Source organism: Zoogloea sp., from assembly GCF_044344315.1.
Taxonomy (GTDB): domain Bacteria; phylum Pseudomonadota; class Gammaproteobacteria; order Burkholderiales; family Rhodocyclaceae; genus Zoogloea.
Genome location: NZ_JBIJDC010000079.1, coordinates 1 through 21,449, shown reverse-complemented (window position 1 = coordinate 21,449; position 21,449 = coordinate 1). Strand labels below are relative to the sequence as shown.

Annotated in this window: 19 protein-coding genes and 1 pseudogene; 18 read left to right on the top strand and 2 right to left on the bottom strand. The window is 63.3% G+C overall.

The window, feature by feature from the left end; all coding sequences use genetic code 11:
- From ACIQ09_RS15725 to ACIQ09_RS15665, 13 genes and pseudogenes are all read left to right on the top strand, one after another.
- Positions 1 to 300: pseudogene (locus ACIQ09_RS15725) on the top strand (steroid 3-ketoacyl-CoA thiolase); the annotation flags it as partial.
- 27 nt (positions 301 to 327) lie between these two features.
- Positions 328 to 846 carry a carboxymuconolactone decarboxylase family protein gene (locus ACIQ09_RS15720; RefSeq protein WP_398311844.1) on the top strand — a complete coding sequence of 173 codons (519 nt, stop codon included), beginning with the start codon at positions 328 to 330 and terminating at the stop codon, positions 844 to 846.
- Positions 843 to 1,385 carry a glutathione peroxidase gene (locus ACIQ09_RS15715; protein WP_398311841.1) on the top strand — a complete coding sequence of 181 codons (543 nt, stop codon included), beginning with the start codon at positions 843 to 845 and terminating at the stop codon, positions 1,383 to 1,385. The genes ACIQ09_RS15720 and ACIQ09_RS15715 overlap by 4 nt, the downstream gene beginning before the upstream one ends.
- 29 nt (positions 1,386 to 1,414) lie before the next feature.
- Positions 1,415 to 1,621 carry a CDGSH iron-sulfur domain-containing protein gene (locus tag ACIQ09_RS15710; RefSeq protein ID WP_398311838.1) on the top strand — a complete coding sequence of 69 codons (207 nt, stop codon included), beginning with the start codon at positions 1,415 to 1,417 and terminating at the stop codon, positions 1,619 to 1,621.
- Positions 1,622 to 1,662: 41 nt separating this feature from the next.
- Entirely contained in the window at positions 1,663 to 2,937 is a 1,275-nt protein-coding gene (locus ACIQ09_RS15705; RefSeq protein ID WP_398311835.1) for a cytochrome P450, read from the top strand.
- A 133-nt stretch (positions 2,938 to 3,070) separates the two neighbouring features.
- A complete protein-coding gene (locus ACIQ09_RS15700) occupies positions 3,071 to 4,378 on the top strand; it encodes an amidohydrolase family protein (RefSeq protein WP_169148282.1) in 1,308 nt (435 codons plus the stop codon).
- Positions 4,379 to 4,442: 64 nt separating this feature from the next.
- A complete protein-coding gene (locus ACIQ09_RS15695) occupies positions 4,443 to 5,588 on the top strand; it encodes an acyl-CoA dehydrogenase family protein (protein WP_169148281.1) in 1,146 nt (381 codons plus the stop codon).
- Positions 5,589 to 5,590: 2 nt separating this feature from the next.
- Complete coding sequence (locus ACIQ09_RS15690) at positions 5,591 to 6,649, top strand: acyl-CoA dehydrogenase family protein (RefSeq protein WP_398311831.1); 1,059 nt, start codon at positions 5,591 to 5,593, stop codon at positions 6,647 to 6,649.
- Positions 6,646 to 7,446, top strand: a complete 801-nt coding sequence (locus ACIQ09_RS15685; RefSeq protein ID WP_398311828.1) for a crotonase/enoyl-CoA hydratase family protein — start codon at positions 6,646 to 6,648, stop codon at positions 7,444 to 7,446. The genes ACIQ09_RS15690 and ACIQ09_RS15685 overlap by 4 nt, the downstream gene beginning before the upstream one ends.
- A gap of 34 nt (positions 7,447 to 7,480) precedes the next feature.
- Positions 7,481 to 8,605 (top strand): acyl-CoA dehydrogenase family protein, encoded by a 1,125-nt coding sequence (locus ACIQ09_RS15680; protein ID WP_398311825.1) that lies wholly within the window; start codon positions 7,481 to 7,483, stop codon positions 8,603 to 8,605.
- 85 nt (positions 8,606 to 8,690) lie between these two features.
- Positions 8,691 to 10,385 (top strand): methyl-accepting chemotaxis protein, encoded by a 1,695-nt coding sequence (locus ACIQ09_RS15675; RefSeq protein WP_398311822.1) that lies wholly within the window; start codon positions 8,691 to 8,693, stop codon positions 10,383 to 10,385.
- Positions 10,386 to 10,414: 29 nt separating this feature from the next.
- The gene (gene folE, locus ACIQ09_RS15670; protein WP_398311819.1) at positions 10,415 to 11,044 is read left to right on the top strand and encodes a GTP cyclohydrolase I FolE; all 630 of its coding nucleotides are present in this window, start codon (positions 10,415 to 10,417) and stop codon (positions 11,042 to 11,044) included.
- Positions 11,045 to 11,053: 9 nt separating this feature from the next.
- Positions 11,054 to 11,524, top strand: coding sequence for a bacteriohemerythrin (locus ACIQ09_RS15665; protein ID WP_398311816.1), 471 nt, complete (start codon positions 11,054 to 11,056; stop codon positions 11,522 to 11,524).
- Here ACIQ09_RS15665 and ACIQ09_RS15660 read toward each other — a convergent pair whose 3' ends face one another.
- Positions 11,525 to 12,436, bottom strand: a complete 912-nt coding sequence (locus tag ACIQ09_RS15660; RefSeq protein ID WP_398311813.1) for a LysR family transcriptional regulator — start codon at positions 12,434 to 12,436, stop codon at positions 11,525 to 11,527.
- A gap of 98 nt (positions 12,437 to 12,534) precedes the next feature.
- On the opposite strand from ACIQ09_RS15660, the gene ACIQ09_RS15655 reads away from it, so the two are divergent.
- The 5 genes from ACIQ09_RS15655 (at position 12,535) to ACIQ09_RS15635 (ending at position 20,291) form a co-directional block, all read left to right on the top strand.
- Entirely contained in the window at positions 12,535 to 16,104 is a 3,570-nt protein-coding gene (locus ACIQ09_RS15655) for an indolepyruvate ferredoxin oxidoreductase family protein (RefSeq protein ID WP_398311810.1), read from the top strand.
- Between the two features lie 48 nt (positions 16,105 to 16,152).
- A complete protein-coding gene (locus tag ACIQ09_RS15650) occupies positions 16,153 to 18,135 on the top strand; it encodes an acetoacetate--CoA ligase (protein WP_398311807.1) in 1,983 nt (660 codons plus the stop codon).
- Positions 18,136 to 18,162: 27 nt separating this feature from the next.
- Positions 18,163 to 18,912: an electron transfer flavoprotein subunit beta/FixA family protein gene (locus ACIQ09_RS15645; RefSeq protein WP_398311804.1), complete on the top strand. Its 750-nt coding sequence runs from the start codon at positions 18,163 to 18,165 to the stop codon at positions 18,910 to 18,912.
- A 1-nt stretch (position 18,913) separates the two neighbouring features.
- Entirely contained in the window at positions 18,914 to 19,846 is a 933-nt protein-coding gene (locus tag ACIQ09_RS15640) for an electron transfer flavoprotein subunit alpha/FixB family protein (RefSeq protein WP_398311801.1), read from the top strand.
- 229 nt (positions 19,847 to 20,075) lie between these two features.
- Positions 20,076 to 20,291: a hypothetical protein gene (locus tag ACIQ09_RS15635; protein ID WP_398311798.1), complete on the top strand. Its 216-nt coding sequence runs from the start codon at positions 20,076 to 20,078 to the stop codon at positions 20,289 to 20,291.
- On the opposite strand, the gene ACIQ09_RS15630 is transcribed toward ACIQ09_RS15635, so the two are convergent.
- Positions 20,288 to 21,449, bottom strand: a 1,162-nt coding sequence (locus ACIQ09_RS15630; protein WP_398311795.1) for an MFS transporter, incomplete at its 5' end; no start/stop codon positions are given. The two genes, ACIQ09_RS15635 and ACIQ09_RS15630, sit on opposite strands and share 4 nt — an antisense overlap.

Genomic DNA, 21,449 nt, shown 5'->3' with positions numbered 1-21,449 from the left:
GCGGCCACCCGCCGGGTGCTGGCGCAGGCCGGGCTGAGTCTGGCGGACATCGACCTGTACGAAGTGAACGAAGCCTTCGCCCCGGTGCCGCTGATGTGGCAGCAGGAGCTGGGGGCGGATCTGGAGAGGCTCAACGTGAATGGCGGGGCGATAGCGCTGGGTCATCCGCTGGGGGCCAGCGGGGCACGGATCATGACGTCGCTGCTGCACGAGCTGGCGCGTCGGGGTGGCCGTTACGGGCTGCAGGCGATTTGCTGTGCGGGCGGGATGGGCACGGCAACGATCATCGAGCGCTTGTGAAACAAGCAGCGACCGGCAGGAGAGAGCATGTCCCGTATTGATCCCGTTCCGCTTGATGCCCTTCCTGCCTCGCTCGCCGAGGCGCTGGTTCGCGGCCGTGCCAGCCGGATGCTGAGTTCGAGCCTGCCGGTACAGGTATGGGCCCACCGTCCGAAGGTTGCCGAGGCCTGGCTGGCAGCCCTTGAGGAAATGCATCTGAACGGGGTGCTGGACGGCCGGCTGAAGGAGCTGGTTCGCCTGAAGATCGCGTCCATCACCACCTGCCGGGCCTGCCAGCTTGCCCGTAAAGACGATTCAGTCACCGAAGCCGACATTGCGTGTCTGGCGACAGACAGCGAGCACTTCTCCGGTCCCGAGCGCAGCGCGCTGCGTTATGCCGAGCTTTTCGCTGGTGACTACTTGTCCATTGACGACCGCATCTATGCCGATCTGGCGTGCTGGTTCTCTACGCCCCAGATCGTCGAGTTGAACCTGTTCTGCGCGTTGATGCTGGCCGGTGGCCGCATGACCTACGTGCAGCAAGCCTACGAGGAGAACCTGGCATGAGCAGCATTTACGAAATTCCGGTGGACCGTATCGACGGTAGCCCGTCCACTCTCGGCAACTACCAAGGCAAGGTGTTGCTGATTGTCAACGTGGCCTCGGCTTGCGGGCTCACGCCTCAGTACGCTGGCCTTGAAGCGCTGTATCAGAAGTACCGGGAGCAGGGCTTGGTAGTGCTTGGCTTCCCCTGCAACGACTTTGGTTCCCAAGAGGCGGGCAGCGAAGCGGAGATTCAGACCTTCTGCGAGAGCCGCTTTCAGGTGAGCTTTCCGTTGTTCGCCAAGCTGGGCATCAACAGCCAGCGTCACCCCCTTTACGACGCCTTGATCACCGCTCGGCCGGTGGCCACCTTGTCCGGCGATGCGCACCTGCGTCAAGTGCTCACCGAACACGGCCTGCTACCGGCCCGGGACAGCGATGTGATGTGGAATTTCGAGAAGTTTCTGATCGGACGTGATGGCACGGTCGCAGGCCGTTTCGCCCCCGATGTGGCGCCGGATCACCCGGCCCTGGTCGCAGCCATCGAGGCTGCGCTGGGCTGAGTCATCGCTATTCAAAGAGGAGAGAAAGCATGTCGGACGTGAAGGTTTCGGTTTTGAAGAACGGCCCTCTGAAGGTCGACGGTGCCATCGCACTGGTGCAGGACGGTGCAGTGCTTCCGGTGCAGGGTGCGGCGGTCTTTCTGTGTCGCTGCGGCGCATCGGCCAAAAAGCCGTTTTGCGACGGTGCCCATACCCGCATCGGTTTCAAGGACGAGTCCGCTACGGCAGACGCCTGAGAGCGATCGGCCGTCAGTAACAACACCGGAGGAGAGCAGAAATGAACGACAAGACAGAATCAGCGCTGGAGCGCGCTTTTGCAGGCGTCGCCAACAACTATGGCGGCAACGATGTGGATCTTTACCCGATCTATCGGGAGATGCGCAAGAACTCGCCGATCATCGCCGAAGACTTCATGAGCAAGATCGGCGTGCCGAACATCGCCCGCTACGATGCCGAGCGCAAGACCTTCACCGTGTTCAAGCACAAGGACGTGATGGCGGTGCTGCGGGACGCCACCAACTACACCAGCGGTTTCATCGCCGAGGGCCTCGGGGCCTTCTTCGACGGCCTGATCCTGACCGGCATGGATGGCGAGGCCCATCGTCGTGCTCGCGCGCTGCTGCAGCCCATCTTCATGCCCGATGTGGTGAACACCTGGCGTGACAGCAAGATGGACCCGATTGTCCGCAACGAATACCTGAAGCCGCTGGTGCCCCAGCACAAGGCTGACCTGATGGATTTCGGTCTGCACTTCCCGATTCGCCTGATTTACGCGCTGATCGGTTTCCCCGATGACCAGCCGGAAAAGGTCGAGCAGTACGCCGCCTGGGCGCTGGCCATCCTGGCTGGTCCGCAGGTCGATCCGGAGAAAGCGGCCGCGGCCCGCAAGGCTGCGATGGAAGCGGCCCAGTGCCTCTACGACGCGGTGAAGGAAGCCGTTGTCGAGGTGCGCCGGAACGGCGCCGAAGGCAACGATCTGATCAGCCGCTTGATCCGTGCCACCTACGAAGGCCGCTCGCTGGACGATCACGAGATCACCACCTTCGTGCGGTCCTTGCTGCCGGCGGCCGGTGAGACCACCACGCGTACCTTCGGCTCGCTGATGGTGTTGCTGCTGGAACGCCCGGACGTGCTCGACCGCGTGCGCAAGGACCGCTCCCTGGTGCCCAAGGCCATCGATGAGGCGATTCGCCTGGAGCCGGTGGCGACCTTCAAGGTGCGCCAGGCGGCCCAGGACCTGGAGCTGGCCGGCATGCAGATCCCGAAGGGGGCGATGGTCCAGTGCATCGTCACCTCTGCCAACCGGGATGAAGACGTCTTCGACAACAGCGAGGAATTCGACATCGACCGCAAGGTCAAGCCGTCCTTCGGCTTCGGCTTCGGGCCGCACATGTGCATCGGCCAGTTCATCGCCAAGACCGAGCTGCAGGTGGCCCTCAACGCGGTGCTTGACCTGCTCCCCAACCTCCGCCTCGACCCCGATCAGCCCAAGCCGCGCATCACCGGCGCGCAACTGCGTGGCCCGCACTCGGTGCCGGTGATCTGGGACTGATTCATGGAAAGGCTCTCGTTTAAAGTTAAACACTAATTAAAAAAGTGTTTAACAAAACGCCGGCTTTGCACTAAACTGAAACTCCAAAATCGATCTACGCCCAGCGCGTGATCAACACCAAGAGGGGACACAAATGAAACTGGAAGATCTGATTCTCGTTAGCGTCGACGACCACGCCATTGAGCCGCGCGGCGCCTTCGATCGCCACATGCCGGCCAAATTCAAGGGCCGTCAGCCGAAGGTGGAGCAGCTGGGCGGGCGTGACATCTGGGTGTTTGAAGAGCAGGCCACTGGCTACATGGGCCTCAATTCGGTGGTTGGCCGCCCGAAGGAGGAATACGGCATGGAGCCGCTCTCCTACGAGCAGATGCGCCGTGGCACCTGGGACATCAAGGCCCGTGTCGAAGACATGAACGCCAACGGTGTGCTCGGCTCCCTGTGTTTCCCGACTTTCCCGGGCTTTGCCGGCCAGCGCTTCCAGGTCATGCCCGACAAGGCCGTCAGCCTGGCTGCCATCCAGGCCTACAACGACTGGCACCTGCACGACTGGTGCAATGCCGCCCCCGGTCGTTTCATCCCGCTGATGATGGTGCCATGGTGGGACATGCAGGCCGCCGCTGCCGAAGTGAAGCGGCTGGCTGCCCAGGGCGTGCATGCCCTGACGCTTTCCGACAACCCCACCGTGCATGGCTACCCGTCCATCCACAACGACCACTGGGATCCCCTGTGGAAGGCCTGCGCCGACAACAACGTGGTGATCTGCTGCCACATCGGCACTGGCGTCAAGGCGGCTCACGCCTCGGATGAATCGCCGATCGATGCGTGGATCACCTCCATGCCGATCTCCATCTCCAACTCGGCCGCCGACTGGATCTGGGCGCCGATGTGGAAGAAGTACCCGAAGCTGCGCATGGCCCTGTCGGAAGGTGGCATCGGCTGGATTCCCTACCTGCTGGAGCGGGCGGACTTCACCCACAACCACCACAAGGCGTGGACCAACTCCAACTTCGGCGGCAAGAAGCCCAGCGACATCTTCAACGAGCACATCATCACCTGCTTCATCGAGGATGCCTTTGGCCTGAAGAACCTGGACGCCATCAACGTGGATATGGTCACCTGGGAATGCGACTACCCGCATTCCGACTGCACCTGGCCCGAGTCGGCCAACGTGTTCTGGAAGCAGGCCCAGCATCTGCCGGACGAGATCATCAACAAGATCTCCCACCTCAACGCCATGCGCGAGTTTTCCTACGACCCCTTCGCCATTCTGGGACGCGAGAACTGCACGGTCGGCGCCCTGCGTGCCCAGGCTGGCCACGTCAGCATTGAACCGGCCCTGGGCCTGGGCGGTGCCGCACCCGAGCGTGACCCCAACAAGCCGGTGACATCCGGCGACATCAACAAGATGTTCGCCGCCGCCGACGCCCAGACCGCGCTGTAAGCAGGCCGACGCCAGCCGGAGGACAGTCTCCGGCTGGCGCGTAAATCCTCACTGAAGAACGCTCATGTCTATCGACCAGTTCAAATACAGTCGTATCCCGCCGGAAGCGGAAGCGCTCCGCAGCGAGGTGCGCGCCTTTCTTGCCGACACGCTGAAGGACTATCCAGCCATTCGTCGGGCCGATTCGTGGATGGGTTTCGATGCCGAATTCAGTCGTCGCCTGGGTGCCCGCGGCTGGGTCGGCATGGCCCTGCCGAAGCGCTATGGTGGCTCCGACGCCAGCCCCTTCGCCCGCTACGTGGTGATCGAGGAACTGCTGGCTGCCGGTGCGCCCGTATCGGCCCACTGGTTTGCCGACCGCCAGAGCGGCCCGCAGATCCTCCACTACGGCACCGACGCTCAGAAAGACCGCCACCTGCCGGCCATCTGCCGCGGCGAGCAATACTTCTGCATTGGCATGAGCGAGCCCAATTCCGGCTCCGATCTGGCCTCCATCAAGACCCGCGCCCGCCGTGAGGGTGACAAGTGGGTGGTAAACGGCCAAAAAGTGTGGACCACCAACGCCCACCGCTCCCATTACATGATCGCGTTGGTGCGCACCGGCGAGAACAGCAAGCGTCAGGAAGGCCTGTCCCAGTTCATCATCGATTTGTCCCTGCCCGGCATCACCATCCGCCCGATCAAGGACTTGACCGGCAGCGAACACTTCAATGAGGTCTTCCTCGACGAAGTGGTGCTGGACGCCGATGCCCTGATCGGTACCGAAGGGCAGGGCTGGTCGCAGGTTACCGCCGAGCTGGCATTCGAGCGCAGCGGCCCGGAACGCTTCCTCAGTTCCATTGCATTGATCCACACATTGATCGACGCCGTAGGCCGCGATCCCGATGCCCTGCAGGCCAAGGAAATCGGCCGCCTGGCGGCGCGCCTCGTCACCCTGCGCAACATGTCCCTGTCGGTGACGGCCCAGCTGGCCGCCGGCGAAAACCCGGCGTGGGCGGCGTCCTGCGTGAAGGATCTCGGGGCTGTTTTCGAGCAGGAAATCCCCGAGTTGGCACAGCTGCTGTGCGACATCCCGCCGACGGCGGAGGGCGGTTGCGACCACGCCCAGGTACTGGCCTATCTGACCCAGATGGCGCCTTCGTTTTCATTGCGTGGCGGTACGCGGGAAATTCTCCGCGGCATCATCGCGCGCGGATTGGGCTTGCGTTGATCATGCGGGAAATCTTCGATTCGACCGTCGAGCGACTCTTCGCCGACCTCGTTACCCCCGATGCGGTGCGGGCTGCCGACAAGGGCCACTGGCCTGCCGAGCTGTGGGCAGCGCTGGAGGAGTCCGGCTTCGGCCTGGCCGCAGCGCCCGAAGCCCTGGGCGGTGCCGGCGCCAGCTGGGCCGACCTGTGTGGTGTGGTGCGCCTATGCGGCCGCTATGCGCTGCCGTTGCCGCTGCCCGAAACCCTACTGGCCAACTGGCTGCTTGGCGTCTGTGGGCAACCGGCCCAGGCCGGGCCGCTGTCGTTTGCCGCCCGCGGCTCGTTGAAGCTGGCTGCTGGCAAGGTCAGCGGCGTCGCCGTCGATGTGCCGTGGGGACGTAACGTGCCCGCGCTGGTGGCGATTGCCGCCGGCGAGATGCCGACGCTGGTGCTGTTGCCCCTCGAAGGGGCCAGCGCCTGCACGCTGCGCAGCAATACGGCTGGCGAAGCGCGGGACGAGTTCGTTTATGAATCTGCCGTGCCCTTGCTGGCCGTGCCCTTACCGGCAGGTGTGCCCACCGACGTGCTGCTTCTGGGCGGCGCCATGCTGCGCTCGGCGCAGATCGCCGGTGCCCTGCAGGGCATGCTTGAGATGACCACCACCTACGCCAACGAGCGGGTCCAGTTTGGCAAGGCGATTGGCAGTTTTCAGGCCATCCAGCACCAGATCGCGGTGCTCTCGGAGCACACCGCGGCGTCGGTGATGGGCGCTGAAGCCGCCTTCGCCGAATCCGCCGAGACCCTGGCCCGCCTGCCGGTGACGGCCGCCAAGGTGTGTGCTTCCGAGGCCGCCGGGATTGGCGCTTCGGTGGCCCATGGCGTGCACGGTGCCATTGGCTTCACCCACGAACACGCGCTGCATCTGGGCACGCGCCGGCTATGGAGTTGGCGCAGCGAGTTCGGAACCCTTACCTACTGGTCGGGCGAACTTGGCCGGGCCCTGTGCCAGGGCGGCGCAGCGGCCTTTTGGCCAAGTCTCGTCGCTGGCCAACTTGAAACCCCGGCAGGAGCCCACGCATGAAGCCCTTTCTGATCGCCGAGCGGGAGGATTCCATCCTCACCGTACGCATGGACAGCCCCGAGACCCGCAACGCCCTGTCCGAACCGGCTCAGATGCAGGAGTTCGTGGACCTGTGCGCAAGCGTCAAGGCCGACCGTTCGGTCAAGGTCGTGGTGCTCACCGGCAATGGCCCCGCCTTCTGTGCTGGCGGCAATGTCAAGGACATGCGTGAGCGCGGCGGCATCTTCGCCGGCTCGCCCTACGAACTGCGTGAAAGCTACCGCAACGGCATCCAGCGCATTCCGCTGGCCCTTTATGAGCTGGATGTGCCGGTGGTGGCTGCCATCAACGGCCCGGCCATCGGTGCCGGTCTTGATCTGGCCTGCATGTGCGACGTGCGCATATCCGCCGATACGGCGAAGTTCGCCGAGAGCTTCGTCAAGCTCGGCATCGTTCCCGGTGACGGTGGCGCCTGGCTGCTGCCGCGTATCGTCGGCATGCCCAAGGCCAGCCTGATGGCCCTGACCGGCGACACCATCGACGCCGCCAAGGCCCTCGAGTGGGGGCTGGTGACTGAAGTGGTGCCGGCTGCCGAACTGCTGAGTGCTGCGCTGGACGTGGCTCGCCGCATGGCTGCCAACCCGTCCCACGGCCTGCGCCTGACCAAGCGCCTGCTGCGTGAGGGCCAGCACATGCGCCTCGACTCCCTGCTCGAACTGTCGGCCGCTTTCCAGTCGCTGGCTCACCACACGGAAGACCACCATGAGGCAGTGAATGCCTTCGTGGAAAAGCGTGCACCGCAGTTCACCGGCCGCTGAGCCGGCATAAAAAATCGAATCTGGAGGAGAAACAATGCGAACCGTTTTCCGTGAAGACCACGAGATGTTCCGCGACATGGCGCGCCGCTTCATCGACCGGGAAATCGTGCCCCATCTGCACGACTGGGAGAAGGCCGGCATCGTGCCCCGGGACGTCTGGCTGAAGGCCGGCGCGGCCGGGTTGCTGTGCTCCTGTGTACCGGAGGAATACGGTGGTGCCGGTGGCGACTACGGCCATTCGGCGGTGATGATCGAGGAGCTGGCCCGGGTCAATGGGACGGCGGTGGGCTTCACCACCCACTCGGAGATCGTCGCAAATTACCTGGTGGCCTACGGTTCCGAGGAACAGAAGCAGAAGTGGCTGCCTGGCATGGTCAGCGGCGAAACCATTGGCGTGATCGCCATGAGCGAGCCTGGCGCGGGCAGTGACCTGCGCTCCATGCGCACCACAGCCCGCCGCGAGGGCGACGAATACGTCATCAATGGCCAGAAGACCTTCATCACCAACGGCGGCAACGCCGACCTGGTGGTGGCAGCGGTCAAGCTCGACCCTGCCAGCAAGAACCTTACGCTGATCTGCGTCGAAGTCGACCGGCCGGGTTTCTCGAAGGGCCGCCTGCTGGAGAAGGTTGGCCTCAAGGGTCAGGACACCGCCGAGCTGTTCTTCGACGAGGTGCGGGTGCCAGTGAGCAACCGCCTGGCCGAGGAGAACGAGGGTTTCAATTACCTCTTCCATCAACTCGCCTGGGAGCGCCTGATCATCGCCATTCGCTCGGCCCAGTCGATCGACACCCTGCTTGAAGAAACCATCGCCTATACCCGCGAGCGCAAGGCTTTCGGCAAGGCGATTCTCGACTACCAGAACACCCGTTTCAAGCTGGCCGACGCCAAGGCCCAGGCCACCATGCTGCGCGTGTTCGTTGATCACTGCCTGGCCCAGGCCCTGGCCAGCGAACTGTCGGCGGACGTGGCTGCGATGGCCAAGCTGGTGGGCTCCGAGATGCAGGGCAAACTCCTCGACGAGTTCCTGCAGTTGCACGGCGGCTACGGTTTCATGAGCGAGTACAAGATCAGCCGGGCCTGGGTGGATGCCCGGGTGGCGCGCATCTATGGCGGCACCTCCGAGATCATGAAAGAAATCATCGGTCGCAGCCTTTAAGGCGGTCCCGCCGATCCTCGATTTACCTCCACTTGAGGGCCCGTTTACACGGCCCTCTTTTTTCGCGCCTTGGCGTGGAGGAAAAGTGAAAACATTCGATTTGTTCTCTGGCTTGAAATCGTGGCAGCCGGCGGCGGCCTTTCTGGGCCGCTATTCAATCGGCGCGAAGCTGCTCGTCGCACCCGTGCTGATTGTTGTCCTGCTTCTGATGGTGGCCGGTGTGGCCTGGTTCGGCATGGCTGGCCAGCAGGAGGTACTGCGCTCTTTCGAGCAGGTCCGCTTTGAGCAATACCGCAAGACTTTGGTGGCTTCGTCGGCGGCCCAGGACACGATGGTTGGCACCTACGCGATGATGGTGCACCTGATGCAACCGGGTACGGAAGTGCGCAAGGAAGAGCTCGCCCAGTACGCGGACGACCTCAAGGCCAGCGTCACGGAACTGGTCGGGATCATCGCCGCCAGTTCGGCGCGGCCCGGCCTCAATGCGGACGAAAAAGCCCTCTATGAAGAGTTGAAGGGGCAGGTCCAGGTTTTCGCCGATGCCGTGACCGAATTAACTTCGGCAGCGGCGACTGACCCGGAGGGCAGTTTTCGCCGCCTGAGTCTGGTGCGCAAGGAATACGACCGGGTCTTCGGACAGATCTCGGCCCTGGTTCGCTTGCAGGATGCCTTGGCGAGTGAAGATTTTGCCAGCGCCGACCGCATGGCCGGGCAGGTGGTCAAGGTTGTCATCGGGGTTTCGGTGCTGGCCGTGCTGCTGGCCTTGGTGGTGAGCCTGCTGGTGCGTGGCCAGATTGTCGGGGCCATCCGGGCCATCGAAGAGGCGTCCATCGAGCTGCGCTCGGGCGATCTGACACGTCGGGTTCGTGTGGTGGGCAACGACGAAGTGGCCCGCACCGCACGGGCCTTCAATGAACTGGTGGATGGTTTCCAGACTGCGGTGAAGAAGGTGGGGCAGGTGTCGACGGTGGTTGTCGCGTCGGCCGAGCAGCTTTATGGCGCGTCCGGCCGGGTGGCCTCAGGTGCCAACGATCAGGTTCAGGCCGCCTCTTCGGTAGGGGATACGGTGGAGCGCATGATCCGCAGCATTGAGTCCATCGCCGCCAGTGCCAGTGATGTGCGCAAGTCGGCTTCGGCCAGCCTGCAGGGGGCCGAAGCGGGGCGCGGCGCCTTGCAGCGCCTGCTCGATGAAATCGTGCACATGCGCAGTGCCTTCAACGACATCCGCGGCTCGGTGGGGGATTTTGTGCGCAGCACTTCGGCTATTACTACCAGTATTGCGCAGGTCAAGGAGTTGTCGGGGCAGACCAATCTGCTGGCCCTGAATGCGGCCATCGAGGCCGCCCGTGCCGGCGAGCAGGGGCGCAGCTTCAGTGTCGTGGCCGATGAGGTCCGCCAACTGGCGGAGCGCTCGGCGCTGGCTGCCAACTCCATCGACGCGTTGACCCGCGATCTGGGGCGGCAGTCGGAGGCGGTGGAGCGGTCGCTGCAGGAGGGCACCCAGGCCCTCGACGACAGCCATCGCCTGATGGGCGAACTGGAGGGCGTGCTGGAGACGGCCGGTGCGCTGGTGAATGCATCGCACCGGGGCGTTGACGAGATTGCCGGTGCAGTGACGGCACAGAATGAAGGTAGCCAAGACATTGCCGCCAGCGTGGATCAGTTTTCACGGCTGGCCGGCGAAAGTGACCAGCTCACCCGCGATGTGACACGGGCGGTAAGCCTGCTGCGCGAGTCGGCAGGAGAGCTGGACCGGGCGGTGTGCCACTTCCGCGTCTAAACCGAATGAACGAGCGAGAGGAGAGAGGGATGTCGAACAATCATGAAGAGGCCGGCACGCCGGTCGCCCGGCCGACCCGGGAAGAGGCCGAGGAGGCCGTGCGCACCTTGATCCGCTGGGCGGGTGACGACCCGGCGCGGGAGGGTCTGCTGGATACGCCTTCGCGGGTGGTGCGCTCCTACGATGAGTTCTTTGCCGGCTACCGGTCCGATCCGGCCGATATTCTGGCCCGCACCTTCAGTGAGGTCGGTGGATACGACGAGATGATCGTGATGAACGACATCCGCTTCGAGAGCCACTGCGAACACCACATGGCGCCGATCATCGGCAAGGTGCATATCGGCTACCTGCCAGACCAGCGGGTGGTCGGCATCTCCAAGCTGGCGCGGCTTGTAGACGTCTTCGCCAAGCGCCTGCAGATCCAGGAGAAGATGACCGCCGACATCGCCGATACCCTGCAGCGGGTGCTCCAGCCTCGCGGCGTGGCGGTGGTTATCGAGGCTTCGCACCAGTGCATGACGACCCGCGGGGTGCACAAGCCGGGCACCAGCCTGGTGACCAGCCGCATGCTGGGCGCTTTCCGCGAGAACCCGGCAACCCGGCGCGAATTTCTGGGCATGCTGGGGCTGGGTGATGGCCGTGGCGCAGCCAACCGATAGGAGCCGGGTATGAAAGCGCTGGATACCAGCCTGCCGCCGCCCGATGTTCCGACCGGCGAATGGCACGATGGCCTGCTTCTCGGCTACCGACCCATGGACGACACGCACCAGGAGTTTGTCGCGCTGGTGACGCGCTTGCGCACGGCTCCCGAGGACGAGTTGCCGGCCGTACTGGACGATTTTCTGGCCCACATCGGGCGCCACTTCGGCGAAGAGGAGCAGTGGATGTCGCTGGACGGCTATCCGGCCGGAGATTGCCACGTGGAGGAGCACGCGGCGGTGATGCGCTCTGTGCTTGAGGTGAGGGACTTGGTTGCCACCGGTCAGCGCAAGGTATGCCGCGAATTGGCCGGGGCGCTGGAGGAGTGGTTTCCCCTCCATGCCACCTATATGGATTCGGCCTTGGCCAAGTGGATGGTCAAACGTTCGACGGGGGGCTCGCCGGTGGTGCTTAGGCGCAGAACGTCGAGCGCGGGCTGATCAGCTTGCGCAGGTGTGGATCAGGAATTGCCGGAAGGCTTCCGCCGGCCGTTCCAGCGGGGCGTCCGGTCGCCATATCAGACCCACTTGCATCGGCGGAACCACATCCAGCACCGGGCGCGCCTCGATCTTTTTGCCGTCCAGTGACCACGGTCGATAGACCATGTCAGACAGGATGCTGACGCCGAAGCCGTGGGCGATCAGCCCACGCAGGGCTTCCATCGAGCTGGTTCGAAAGGCGGTGGCCGGCGTGATTCCCCTGGCCGCCCAGTAGCGGCCGGTGGACGCCTCGCTTTCGTCCACGGTCAGCTGGATGTAGGGATAGGCCGCAATGTCCTCGAAGGATGCAGAGTCCTTTTCCAGCAGCGGGTGCGAAGCCGAGGTCCATAGTTGGCGGCGGGCCCGCACCAGCACGTGGTGAGCGAAACGTTCCCGCTCGACCACGTTGGACAGGATCACCACGCCCATGTCGATGCGCTCCTCCAGCACTGCTTGCTCAATGCCCTCCCGGTTCATGTCGTGGAGGTCGATTTCCACCTCCGGGTAATTCATGCGAAAGCGTGCCAGCAAGGGCGGCAGAAAGTAGCCGAGTAGGGTGTAGGAGGCGGCTATGCGCAGCACGCCCTTTTGCTGGGGGGCCTGGAAACGGGGTTCCCTTACCGCATCCTGCAATGCGCTGAGGATGTGGCTGGCGTGTTGATGAAAACGGTGCCCCTCGGCGGTCAGTGTCACCCCATGGGGCAGGCGCTCGAAGAGGCGCGTGCCAAGGGTCTGCTCCAGCAACAGCACCGCGTTGGTGATGGCCGACTGGGATACATGGCTGCGGGTGGCGGCCATGGAGAACTGGCCGGTCTCGGCTGCGGCGACAAAATAGCGCAGTTGGCGCAAGGTGATATTGCTGTCGGCTTCCATGCGTTTTTCAAATACCAGAACTCAGTATTTGTGATTTTACGATAACAATACAGTTTTGTATTATTTGTTCAAATAAAACGAGTAACAGGAGACAGCGCATGAATTCCCCCCTGACGGTGGCCGCCACCGACGCCCTGCGTGCGGTGTCCCTCGAGGACAAATACACCCTGGAAAAGGGCCGCGTATACATCAGTGGTACCCAGGCTCTGGCCCGCTTGCCGATGCTCCAGAAGGAGCGTGACCGGCTGGCCGGTTTGAACACGGCCGGCTACATTTCCGGCTACCGCGGTTCGCCCCTGGGGGGGCTCGACATGGCCTTGTGGAAGGCCAAGAAGCACCTGGTCAGCCATGATGTGGTCTTCATGCCGGGCCTCAACGAGGATCTGGCAGCCACTGCCGTATGGGGCACCCAGCAGGTGAATTTGTACGAAAATGCCCAGGTCGATGGGGTTTTCAGCATGTGGTACGGCAAGGGCCCTGGCGTGGATCGCTCGGCCGACGTGCTCAAGCATGCCAACGCCGCCGGTACCTCGAAGCACGGTGGCGTACTCATGCTGGCCGGCGACGACCACGCAGCCAAGTCCTCGTCGGTGGCCCATCAGTCGGAACACCTGCTGATCGCCTGTGGCATTCCGGTGCTGTATCCGTCCAACGTTCAGGAGTATCTCGACTACGGCATCCACGCCTGGGCCATGAGCCGTTACTCGGGCTTGTGGGTGTCGATGAAGTGCGTGACCGATGTGGTTGAATCGACGGCCTCTGTCGACATGGATCCGGAGCGGGTACAAGTGGTGCTGCCCGAGGACTTCGAGGTGCCGAAGGGGGGGCTGAATATCCGTTGGCCCGATCCCCCGCTGGATCAGGAAGCCCGCATGCTCGACCACAAGTGGTACGCAGCGCTGGCTTACATCCGTGCCAATCGCCTCAACCGGGTGGTCATCGATTCGCCAAAGGCCCGTTTTGGCATCATGGCCGCCGGCAAAGCCTATCTCGACGTGCGCCAGGCACTGACCGACCTTGGGCTCGACGACGAAACTTGCCAGCAGATCGGTATCCGGGTTTTCAAGGTGGGCTGCGTGTGGCCGCTGGATGCCCATGATGCGCGCGACTTCGCGACCGGGCTGGAAGAAATCCTGGTCGTCGAGGAGAAACGCCAGATCCTCGAATATGCCCTCAAGGAAGAGCTCTACAACTGGCGTGACGACGTGCGTCCGCGTATTTACGGCAAGTTTGACGAGCGCGACAACGCTGGCGGTGAATGGTCGCAGCCCCGTGGCCAGTGGTTGCTGCCGGCCCGCTACGAACTATCGCCGGCGCTGATTGCCAAGGCCATCGCCAGCCGCCTGGAGCGGGTCGGCCTGCCGGAAGATGTGCGCGCCAAAGTCTTGTATCGCATTGCCATCATCGAGGCCAAGGAGCGCGAAGCAGCCCGCCCGCGCCTCACCGTCGAGCGCAAGCCGTGGTTCTGTTCCGGCTGCCCGCACAACACCTCGACCCGGGTGCCGGAAGGCTCTCGCGCACTGGCCGGCATCGGTTGCCACTACATGGCCATGTGGATGGACAGGCGTACCGAAACCTTCACCCAGATGGGCGGGGAGGGCGTCTCCTGGCTTGGCCAGATGCACTTCTCGGGTGACAAGCACGTCTTTGTGAACCTGGGTGACGGCACCTACTTTCACTCCGGTCTGCTGGCTATTCGGGCGGCCGTGGCCGGCAAGGCCAACATTACCTACAAGATCCTTTTCAACGATGCCGTGGCGATGACCGGCGGCCAGCCGGTGGACGGCATCCTGACGGTGCCGCAGATTGCCCGCCAGTTGGCGGCCGAGGGCGCCAACAAGGTTCTCATCGTCACCGACGAGCTTGAGAAGTTCGCCTCACGCGAAGGCCTGCCAGCCGAGGTTGCGGTGCATCACCGGGACGAGTTCGACCGCCTCCAGAAGGAGTTGCGCAATACCGCTGGCGTCACCATTCTTATTTACGACCAGACTTGTGCCACCGAGAAGCGCCGTCGCCGCAAGCGTGGTGAGTATCCGGACCCGGCCCGTCGCGTGTTCATTAACGAGGAAGTTTGCGAGGGTTGCGGTGACTGCTCGACGGCGTCCAACTGCCTGTCGGTGGAGCCGCTGGAAACATCGCTCGGCACCAAGCGCAAGGTCAACCAGTCTTCGTGCAACAAGGATTTCTCGTGTTTGAAGGGCTTCTGCCCGAGCTTTGTGACGGCTGAAGGTGCCCAGCTGAAGAAGGCTGCCGGTGGCCGCGATCCTAACGCAGCCCTGGCCGGCTTTACGCTGCCCGAGCCGACTCTGCCCGTGCTCAAGCGTCCGTTTGGGATCATCGTTACAGGCGTCGGTGGCACCGGCGTCGTCACCGTAGGTGCGCTGCTGGGAATGGCCGCCCACCTCGAAAACAAGGGTGTCACGGTGCTCGACATGACCGGTCTGGCTCAGAAGGGTGGGGCGGTTCTGAGCCATGTGCAGATCGCCAATACGCCGGGTGATATCCACGCCACCCGCATTGCCACCGGGGAGGCACAACTGCTGATCGGTTGTGACGCCATTGTTTCGGCCTCGTCCGACGCCCTGTCAAAGATGCGCCACGGCGTAACCCGGGCAGTGGTGAACAGTGCCCACACACCGACCGCCGAGTTCATCGGCAATCCGGACTGGAAGTTCCCGACGCTTTCCACCGAGTCGGATGTGCGCAACAGTGTTGGCGAGGCGTGCGAGTTTCTCGATGCCAACGCGCTGGCTCTGGCTTTTCTCGGTGACACCCTTTACGCCAACCCGTTGATGCTCGGTTTTGCCTGGCAGAAGGGCTGGGTGCCGGTGTCCCGCGCGGCGCTGCTCAAGGCTATCGAGCTGAATGGTGTGGCGGTGGATAAGAACCGCCTGGCGTTCGAGTGTGGCCGTGTGGCCGCCCACGATCTGTCAGGGCTGAACGCCCTGCTGTTCCCCGCCGACAAGGGTAGGCCTAGCCAAGTGCTCGAACTGCGCGAAAGCCTGGAGGCGCTGCTAAAGCGGCGTGCGTCCCAGCTCACGGCGTACCAGAACCGCGCCTATGCCGATCTCTACTTGCAGGCTGTGGCCAAGATTCGTGTTGTGGAAGAAAAGCGAGTGCGCGACGGCAAGCTGCAGCTCACCGAAGCGGTGGCCCGCAACCTGGCAAAGCTGATGGCCTACAAGGATGAGTACGAAGTGGCACGGCTGCACGCATCGCCGGTCTTCCTGGCGCGCCTGCGGGAACAGTTTGAGGGCGAGCCGGGCAAAGATTATCAGCTTGGCTTCCATCTGGCACCGCCGCTACTGGCTAGAAAGGACGCTGATGGCCATCTGGTCAAGCGTCGCTATGGCCAGTGGCTGATGAAGCTGTTCCCCCTGCTTGCTGGTTTAAAGGGCCTGCGTGGCACGCTCCTCGACCCCTTCGGCAAGACTGCCGAGCGCCGCGCTGAACGGCAGATGGTGCGCGACTATTTGGATCTGGTGGATGAGTTTGCCCGCACCCTCGATGGTGAACGCCTGCCACTCGCCTTGGAGCTGGCCAGCCTGCCGGAGACGATCCGTGGCTATGGGCACGTCAAGGAAAACAACATGAAGAAGGCAGATGCCCGTCGAGTGGCCCTGCTGGCCCGCTACCGGGGCGACTTTCACGATCAAGCTGCCGCCTGAGTCAAACAGAGCGGTGCTGAGGCGGAAAACAAGAGGAGGAGAAGGGAAATGGGAGACAACCAGAATCAAGCGCTGTGGGTGCCCGACCCTGCCAACGTGGCCGCCACCAACATGGCAGCCTTCACCGACCGTGCCCGGATTCTGTCCGGCCGGCCGCTGGAGAGCCAAGCGGCTTTGCATGAGTGGTCGGTCCACTCGCCGGTGCCGTTCTGGCGCCTGGTGTGGGAGTTTTGTGAGGTGCTCGGCGACCAGGGCGTGCGCGGCCTCATTCGTTCGGGCGGCATGCAGGATTCCCGTTGGTTTCCTGATGCCAGCCTGAACTTTGCCGAGAACCTGCTGCGCGACAGCGACAACCCACAGGCGCTGGTGTTCTGGGGCGAAGACAAGGTCAAGCAGAGCCTGTCGCGGCAGGTGCTACGCAGCGAGGTGGCCCGCTTTGCCGCCGCGCTGAGTGCCGCCGGTGTGGAGCAGGGCGACCGCGTGGCAGCCTACATGCCCAACGTGCCTGCAACACTCATTGCGATGCTCGCTGCGTCGAGCATCGGCGCGGTGTTTACCAGCGCCTCGCCGGATTTTGGGGTTCAGGGCGTGGTGGACCGCTTTGGCCAGACCGAGCCCAAAGTGCTGCTGAGCTGTGACGGCTACTGGTACAACGGCAAGGCCATCGACATCACGGGCAAACTCGCCGAACTGATGCCGCGCCTGCCTCGCGTGCGCCAGCTGGTGGTGGTGCCCTATCTGGCAGCCGGCGCTGAGCCGGATCTGGCGGGGCTGCCGCGGGCCGTGTCCTACAAGAGCTTCGTTGCGCCCTTCCAGCACGTCACAGAGCCACGCTATGTGCGCCTGCCTTTCGACCATCCGCTCTACGTGATGTACTCGTCGGGCACCACTGGTGTGCCCAAGTGCATTGTGCACGGCGCCGGCGGCACGCTGCTGCAGCACCTCAAGGAGCACCGCCTGCACAGTGACGTGAAGGACGGTGATCGTCTGTTCTACTTCACCACCTGCGGCTGGATGATGTGGAACTGGCTGGTGTCCGGTCTGGCTGCCGGGGCGACGCTGATGCTCTACGACGGCAACCCCTTCGTGGACGACGGTCGCATACTGTGGGACTACGCCGAGGCGGAACGCTTCACCCATTTCGGCACCTCGGCCAAGTACATCGAGACCCTCGCCAAGAGCAGCCTGCGTCCGGCCAACGCCTACCGCCTGCCGGAACTGCGCATGGTGATGTCCACCGGCAGCCCACTGGCGCCGGCGAGCTTCGATTTTGTCTATGAATCCATCAAGAAGGATGTGCTGCTGGCCTCGATTTCCGGCGGCACCGACATCGTTTCGTGCTTTGTGCTCGGCAACCCGACCCTGCCCGTGTGGCGTGGCGAAATTCAGGGTGCCGGCCTTGGTCTGGCTGTCGAGGTGTGGGACGACGATGGCCGGCCGGTGACCGGCGAGAAGGGCGAGTTGGTGTGCCGGCTGCCTTTCCCGAGCATGCCGGTCGGTTTCTGGAACGATCCGGACGGGGCGAAGTATCGGGCCGCCTATTTCGAGCGCTTCCCGGGCGTGTGGTGCCACGGGGATTTCTGTGAGCTCACGGAGCACGGCGGTTTCATCATTCACGGCCGCTCCGACGCCACTCTCAACCCGGGGGGCGTGCGTATCGGCACCGCCGAGATCTATCGTCAACTCGAGAAGTTGCCTGAGGTGCTCGAGGCTGTGGTGATCGGACAAGACTGGCCGCCGACTGATCCAAGCGATGTGCGCGTCGTGCTCTTTGTGCGCCTGGTCGATGGCCTGGTAATCGACGACGCACTGAGGAAGCGTATTCGCCAGCAGATTCGCGACAACGCTTCGCCGCGTCACGTGCCGGCATGCATCGTCCAGGTGGATGAGATTCCCCGTACCAAGAGCGGCAAGGTGGTTGAACTGGCCGTGCGCAATGTGGTGCATCACCAGCCGGTGAAGAACGTCGAGGCGCTGGCCAACCCGGAAGCCCTGGCCCAGTTTGCCGACCGGCCCGAGCTGGCCGGCTGAACCCGCAATAACAAAGGAGTGAAAGCAATGAAGGTACTGGTTCCGGTCAAGCGCGTGCTTGATTACAACGTTAAGGTGCGCGTCAAGGCCGATGGTTCCGGGGTCGATCTGGCCAACGCAAAGATGGGCATGAATCCCTTCGACGAGATCGCCGTGGAAGAGGCTGTGCGTCTGAAGGAAGCCGGTGTCGTCAGCGAAGTGGTGGCAGTGAGCTGCGGTGTTGCCGTCTCGGCTGAGGTGTTGCGCACGGCGATGGCCATTGGTGCCGATCGAGGCATCCTGGTCCAGTCGGATGCTGATCTGCAGCCGCTGGCGGCGGCCAGATTGCTCAAGGCTGTGTGCGACCGGGAAGGCCCGGCGCTGGTGATCTGTGGCAAGCAGGCCATCGACGATGACGCCAACCAGACCGGCCAGATGCTGGCTGCGCTGCTGGGCTGGTCGCAGGCGACTTTCGCTTCGAAGGTGACGATTGCCGATGGCCAGGCCACTGTGGTGCGCGAAGTGGACGGCGGCCTGGAAACACTGGCGGTGCGCCTGCCCGCGGTGATCACCACCGATCTGCGCCTCAATGAGCCGCGCTACGCGACCTTGCCCAACATCATGAAAGCCAAGAAGAAGCCGCTCGACACCCTCGACCCGGCCGGGCTGGGCGTGGATGTGACCCCGCGCCTCATCACCCTTAAGGTGGTCGAGCCGGCCAAACGTAGCGCCGGCATCCTGGTTTCCGATGTGGCCCAGCTGCTTGAAAAACTGAAGAACGAAGCAAAGGTGATTTGAAATGGCGATTCTGTTGATTGCTGAACACGACAATCAAAGCCTCAAGGCGGCGACCCTCAACACCCTCGGCGCCGCTCGCCGTCTGGAGGGTGAAATCCATGTGCTGGTGGCCGGGGCCGGCTGTGCCGCGGCGGGGCAGGCGGCTGCGCAGTTTGAAGGCGTGGCCAAAGTGCTGCTCTGCGATGCACTCCAGTACGCCGAGCGCGGCGCCGAAAATCTGGCCGAACTGGTCAGGGGGCTGGCCACCAACTACAGCCATGTGCTGGTGCCGGCCAGTGCCGAGGGCAAGAACCTGCTGCCCCGCGTGGCGGCCCTGTGTGGCATGGCCCAGGTGTCAGACGTGGTCGGCGTCGAATCGGCCGACACCTTTGTGCGCCCTATCTACGCCGGCAACGCGTTGGCGACAGTGAAGAGCATCGACCCGATCAAGTTCCTGAGCATCCGCACCACCGCCTTCGAGGCTGTGGGCGTGGCAGGCACTGCTGCTGCAGTGGAGACCATCGCTGCGGGCCCCGAACTGGGCCTGTGCAAGCTGGTCGGCCGCGAGCTGACTCGTAGCGAACGTCCCGAGCTGGGTGCAGCGAAGATCATCGTTTCGGGGGGCCGTGGCCTGGGCAGCGGCGACAACTATCGCCGCGTGCTCGAACCCCTTGCCGACAAGCTCGGCGCGGCGCTGGGCGCGAGCCGGGCGGCAGTGGACGCGGGTTTTGTGCCCAACGATTTCCAGGTCGGCCAGACCGGGAAGATCGTCGCTCCGCAGTTGTACCTGGCTGTCGGCATCTCGGGGGCAATCCAGCACCTGGCCGGCATGAAGGATTCCAGGGTGATCGTCGCCATCAATAAGGATCCGGATGCCCCGATCTTCCAGGTGGCCGATTACGGGCTGGTGGCGGACCTGTTCGAGGCAGCTCCGGCACTGACCCAGGCGCTCTGACCTCCGCATTTTTTGCGACCTCTCTTCGGTGGTGGCGTTACCTCTCCTCCCATTCGTGCCACCGGAGAGATTTTCGGCCCATCGGTGTTTCACCGATGGGCTATTTTTTGAACACATTAAAAGTTATTGTATTTTTTTAGAAGTGAGCTATTCTCCATTTAGAACCCTCTTCTAATTTATTCAGAGTGGTTCCCACAGAGAACCCCGCAGGGGTCAAGGAGGAGACAAGATGGTCATCAAGATTGCACGTGCCGTTGCACTCGTCATTGGTTGCGCCGGCATCACCTATATGCCCGACACGCGTATCCAGCGGGAGGTGGCATTCCTGTGCGTTACGGAGATTGATTGTGCCGCCTCGCATGAGATGTTTTCGCATGAGGCGCATGGCTCATTCCTGAGTGAGGCAGCGGGCGGTTTCTTTGCCGCCCTGTCCCATCATCGCTAGGACGTCTTTTGTTCGATTAGGTAGTGCCGTGCTAACTGATCTGGCACGGCAAGAAAGCGTTGAAGATGCTCCTCTTGAAGCGCATCGGCAGCGGTGCTGCGTTCCTGTTGACGCCGGTAGGTCAGCCAGGAGTCGACGATGAAGCGTTCAGTGTAGTGACCCGGGTGCGCCAGATCCCTCTGCAGATGCCAGTCGCAGGCGCCATTGCGGCGTCGGATGCGTCCGACGGCGTGTGCCAGCAAGATGAACTCATCCCGCTGTGGTTCGGCCACGTGATAGCTCACTTCAATGCATACTCGTCCTTTGCCGGGCGTGATGTCCAGTACTGACTGGGTTCGGAGCGTCAGCGTGGGAGGGCCGAAGTCCTCCTCCCGTCCCAGATGCAGCGCCTTCTGCAGCGACAGGAGGGTGCCGGCGGCAATCATCAGCCCGGCAGTGATCAGGGTGCTGGCTACTCCTAGGCGTGCTGCGATCAGTCCCCACAACACACCACCCATGGCCATGCCGCCCATGATCAACATCAGATAGATGGAGCCAACCCGAGCCTTCACCCACAGGGCAGTGGAGGTCTGAATCACCGTCATCAGCGTAGTATTGACCGCCATCCAGGCCATGCCACCCACTACATAAAGCACACCCAGCAGCGTCAGGCTCGTAACGACCCCACTGAGCAGCGTGACTGCCGCGAACGCTATGCCACCGGCAAAAACGATGCGCTGCAGCGGGTGCCGTCGGTACATATCGGGCAAGCGCAGGGCCGCCACTACCGCCCCGGCGCCGAGGCAGCCGAGCAGAATGCCGTAGCCATCCGCGGTGAGTCCCAGGCGCTCGCGTGCTATCAGTGGCAACAAGGCCCATAGGGCACTCCCAGCTGTCGAAAAAATAGCGACTTTGCCCAGATCGCGACATAGTGAGGGAGAGTGACGGACATAGCGAAGGCCGCTGACGATGGCTGGGAGAAAGCGCTCGCTGGGAAGACGACTGGTCGGGGCGGTGGTGCCGAGCCGTGTCAGGAGGGCGATGACGCTGGCCATGCAGGCACAGACCAGCACAAAAAGTAGTGGTGTGCCGACCCGGGCGATGATCGCGCCGGCCAGCGCCGGGCCAAGAACCCGGGCGATGTTCGGGGACACCGTGCCCAGTGCAATGGCGGCGGCA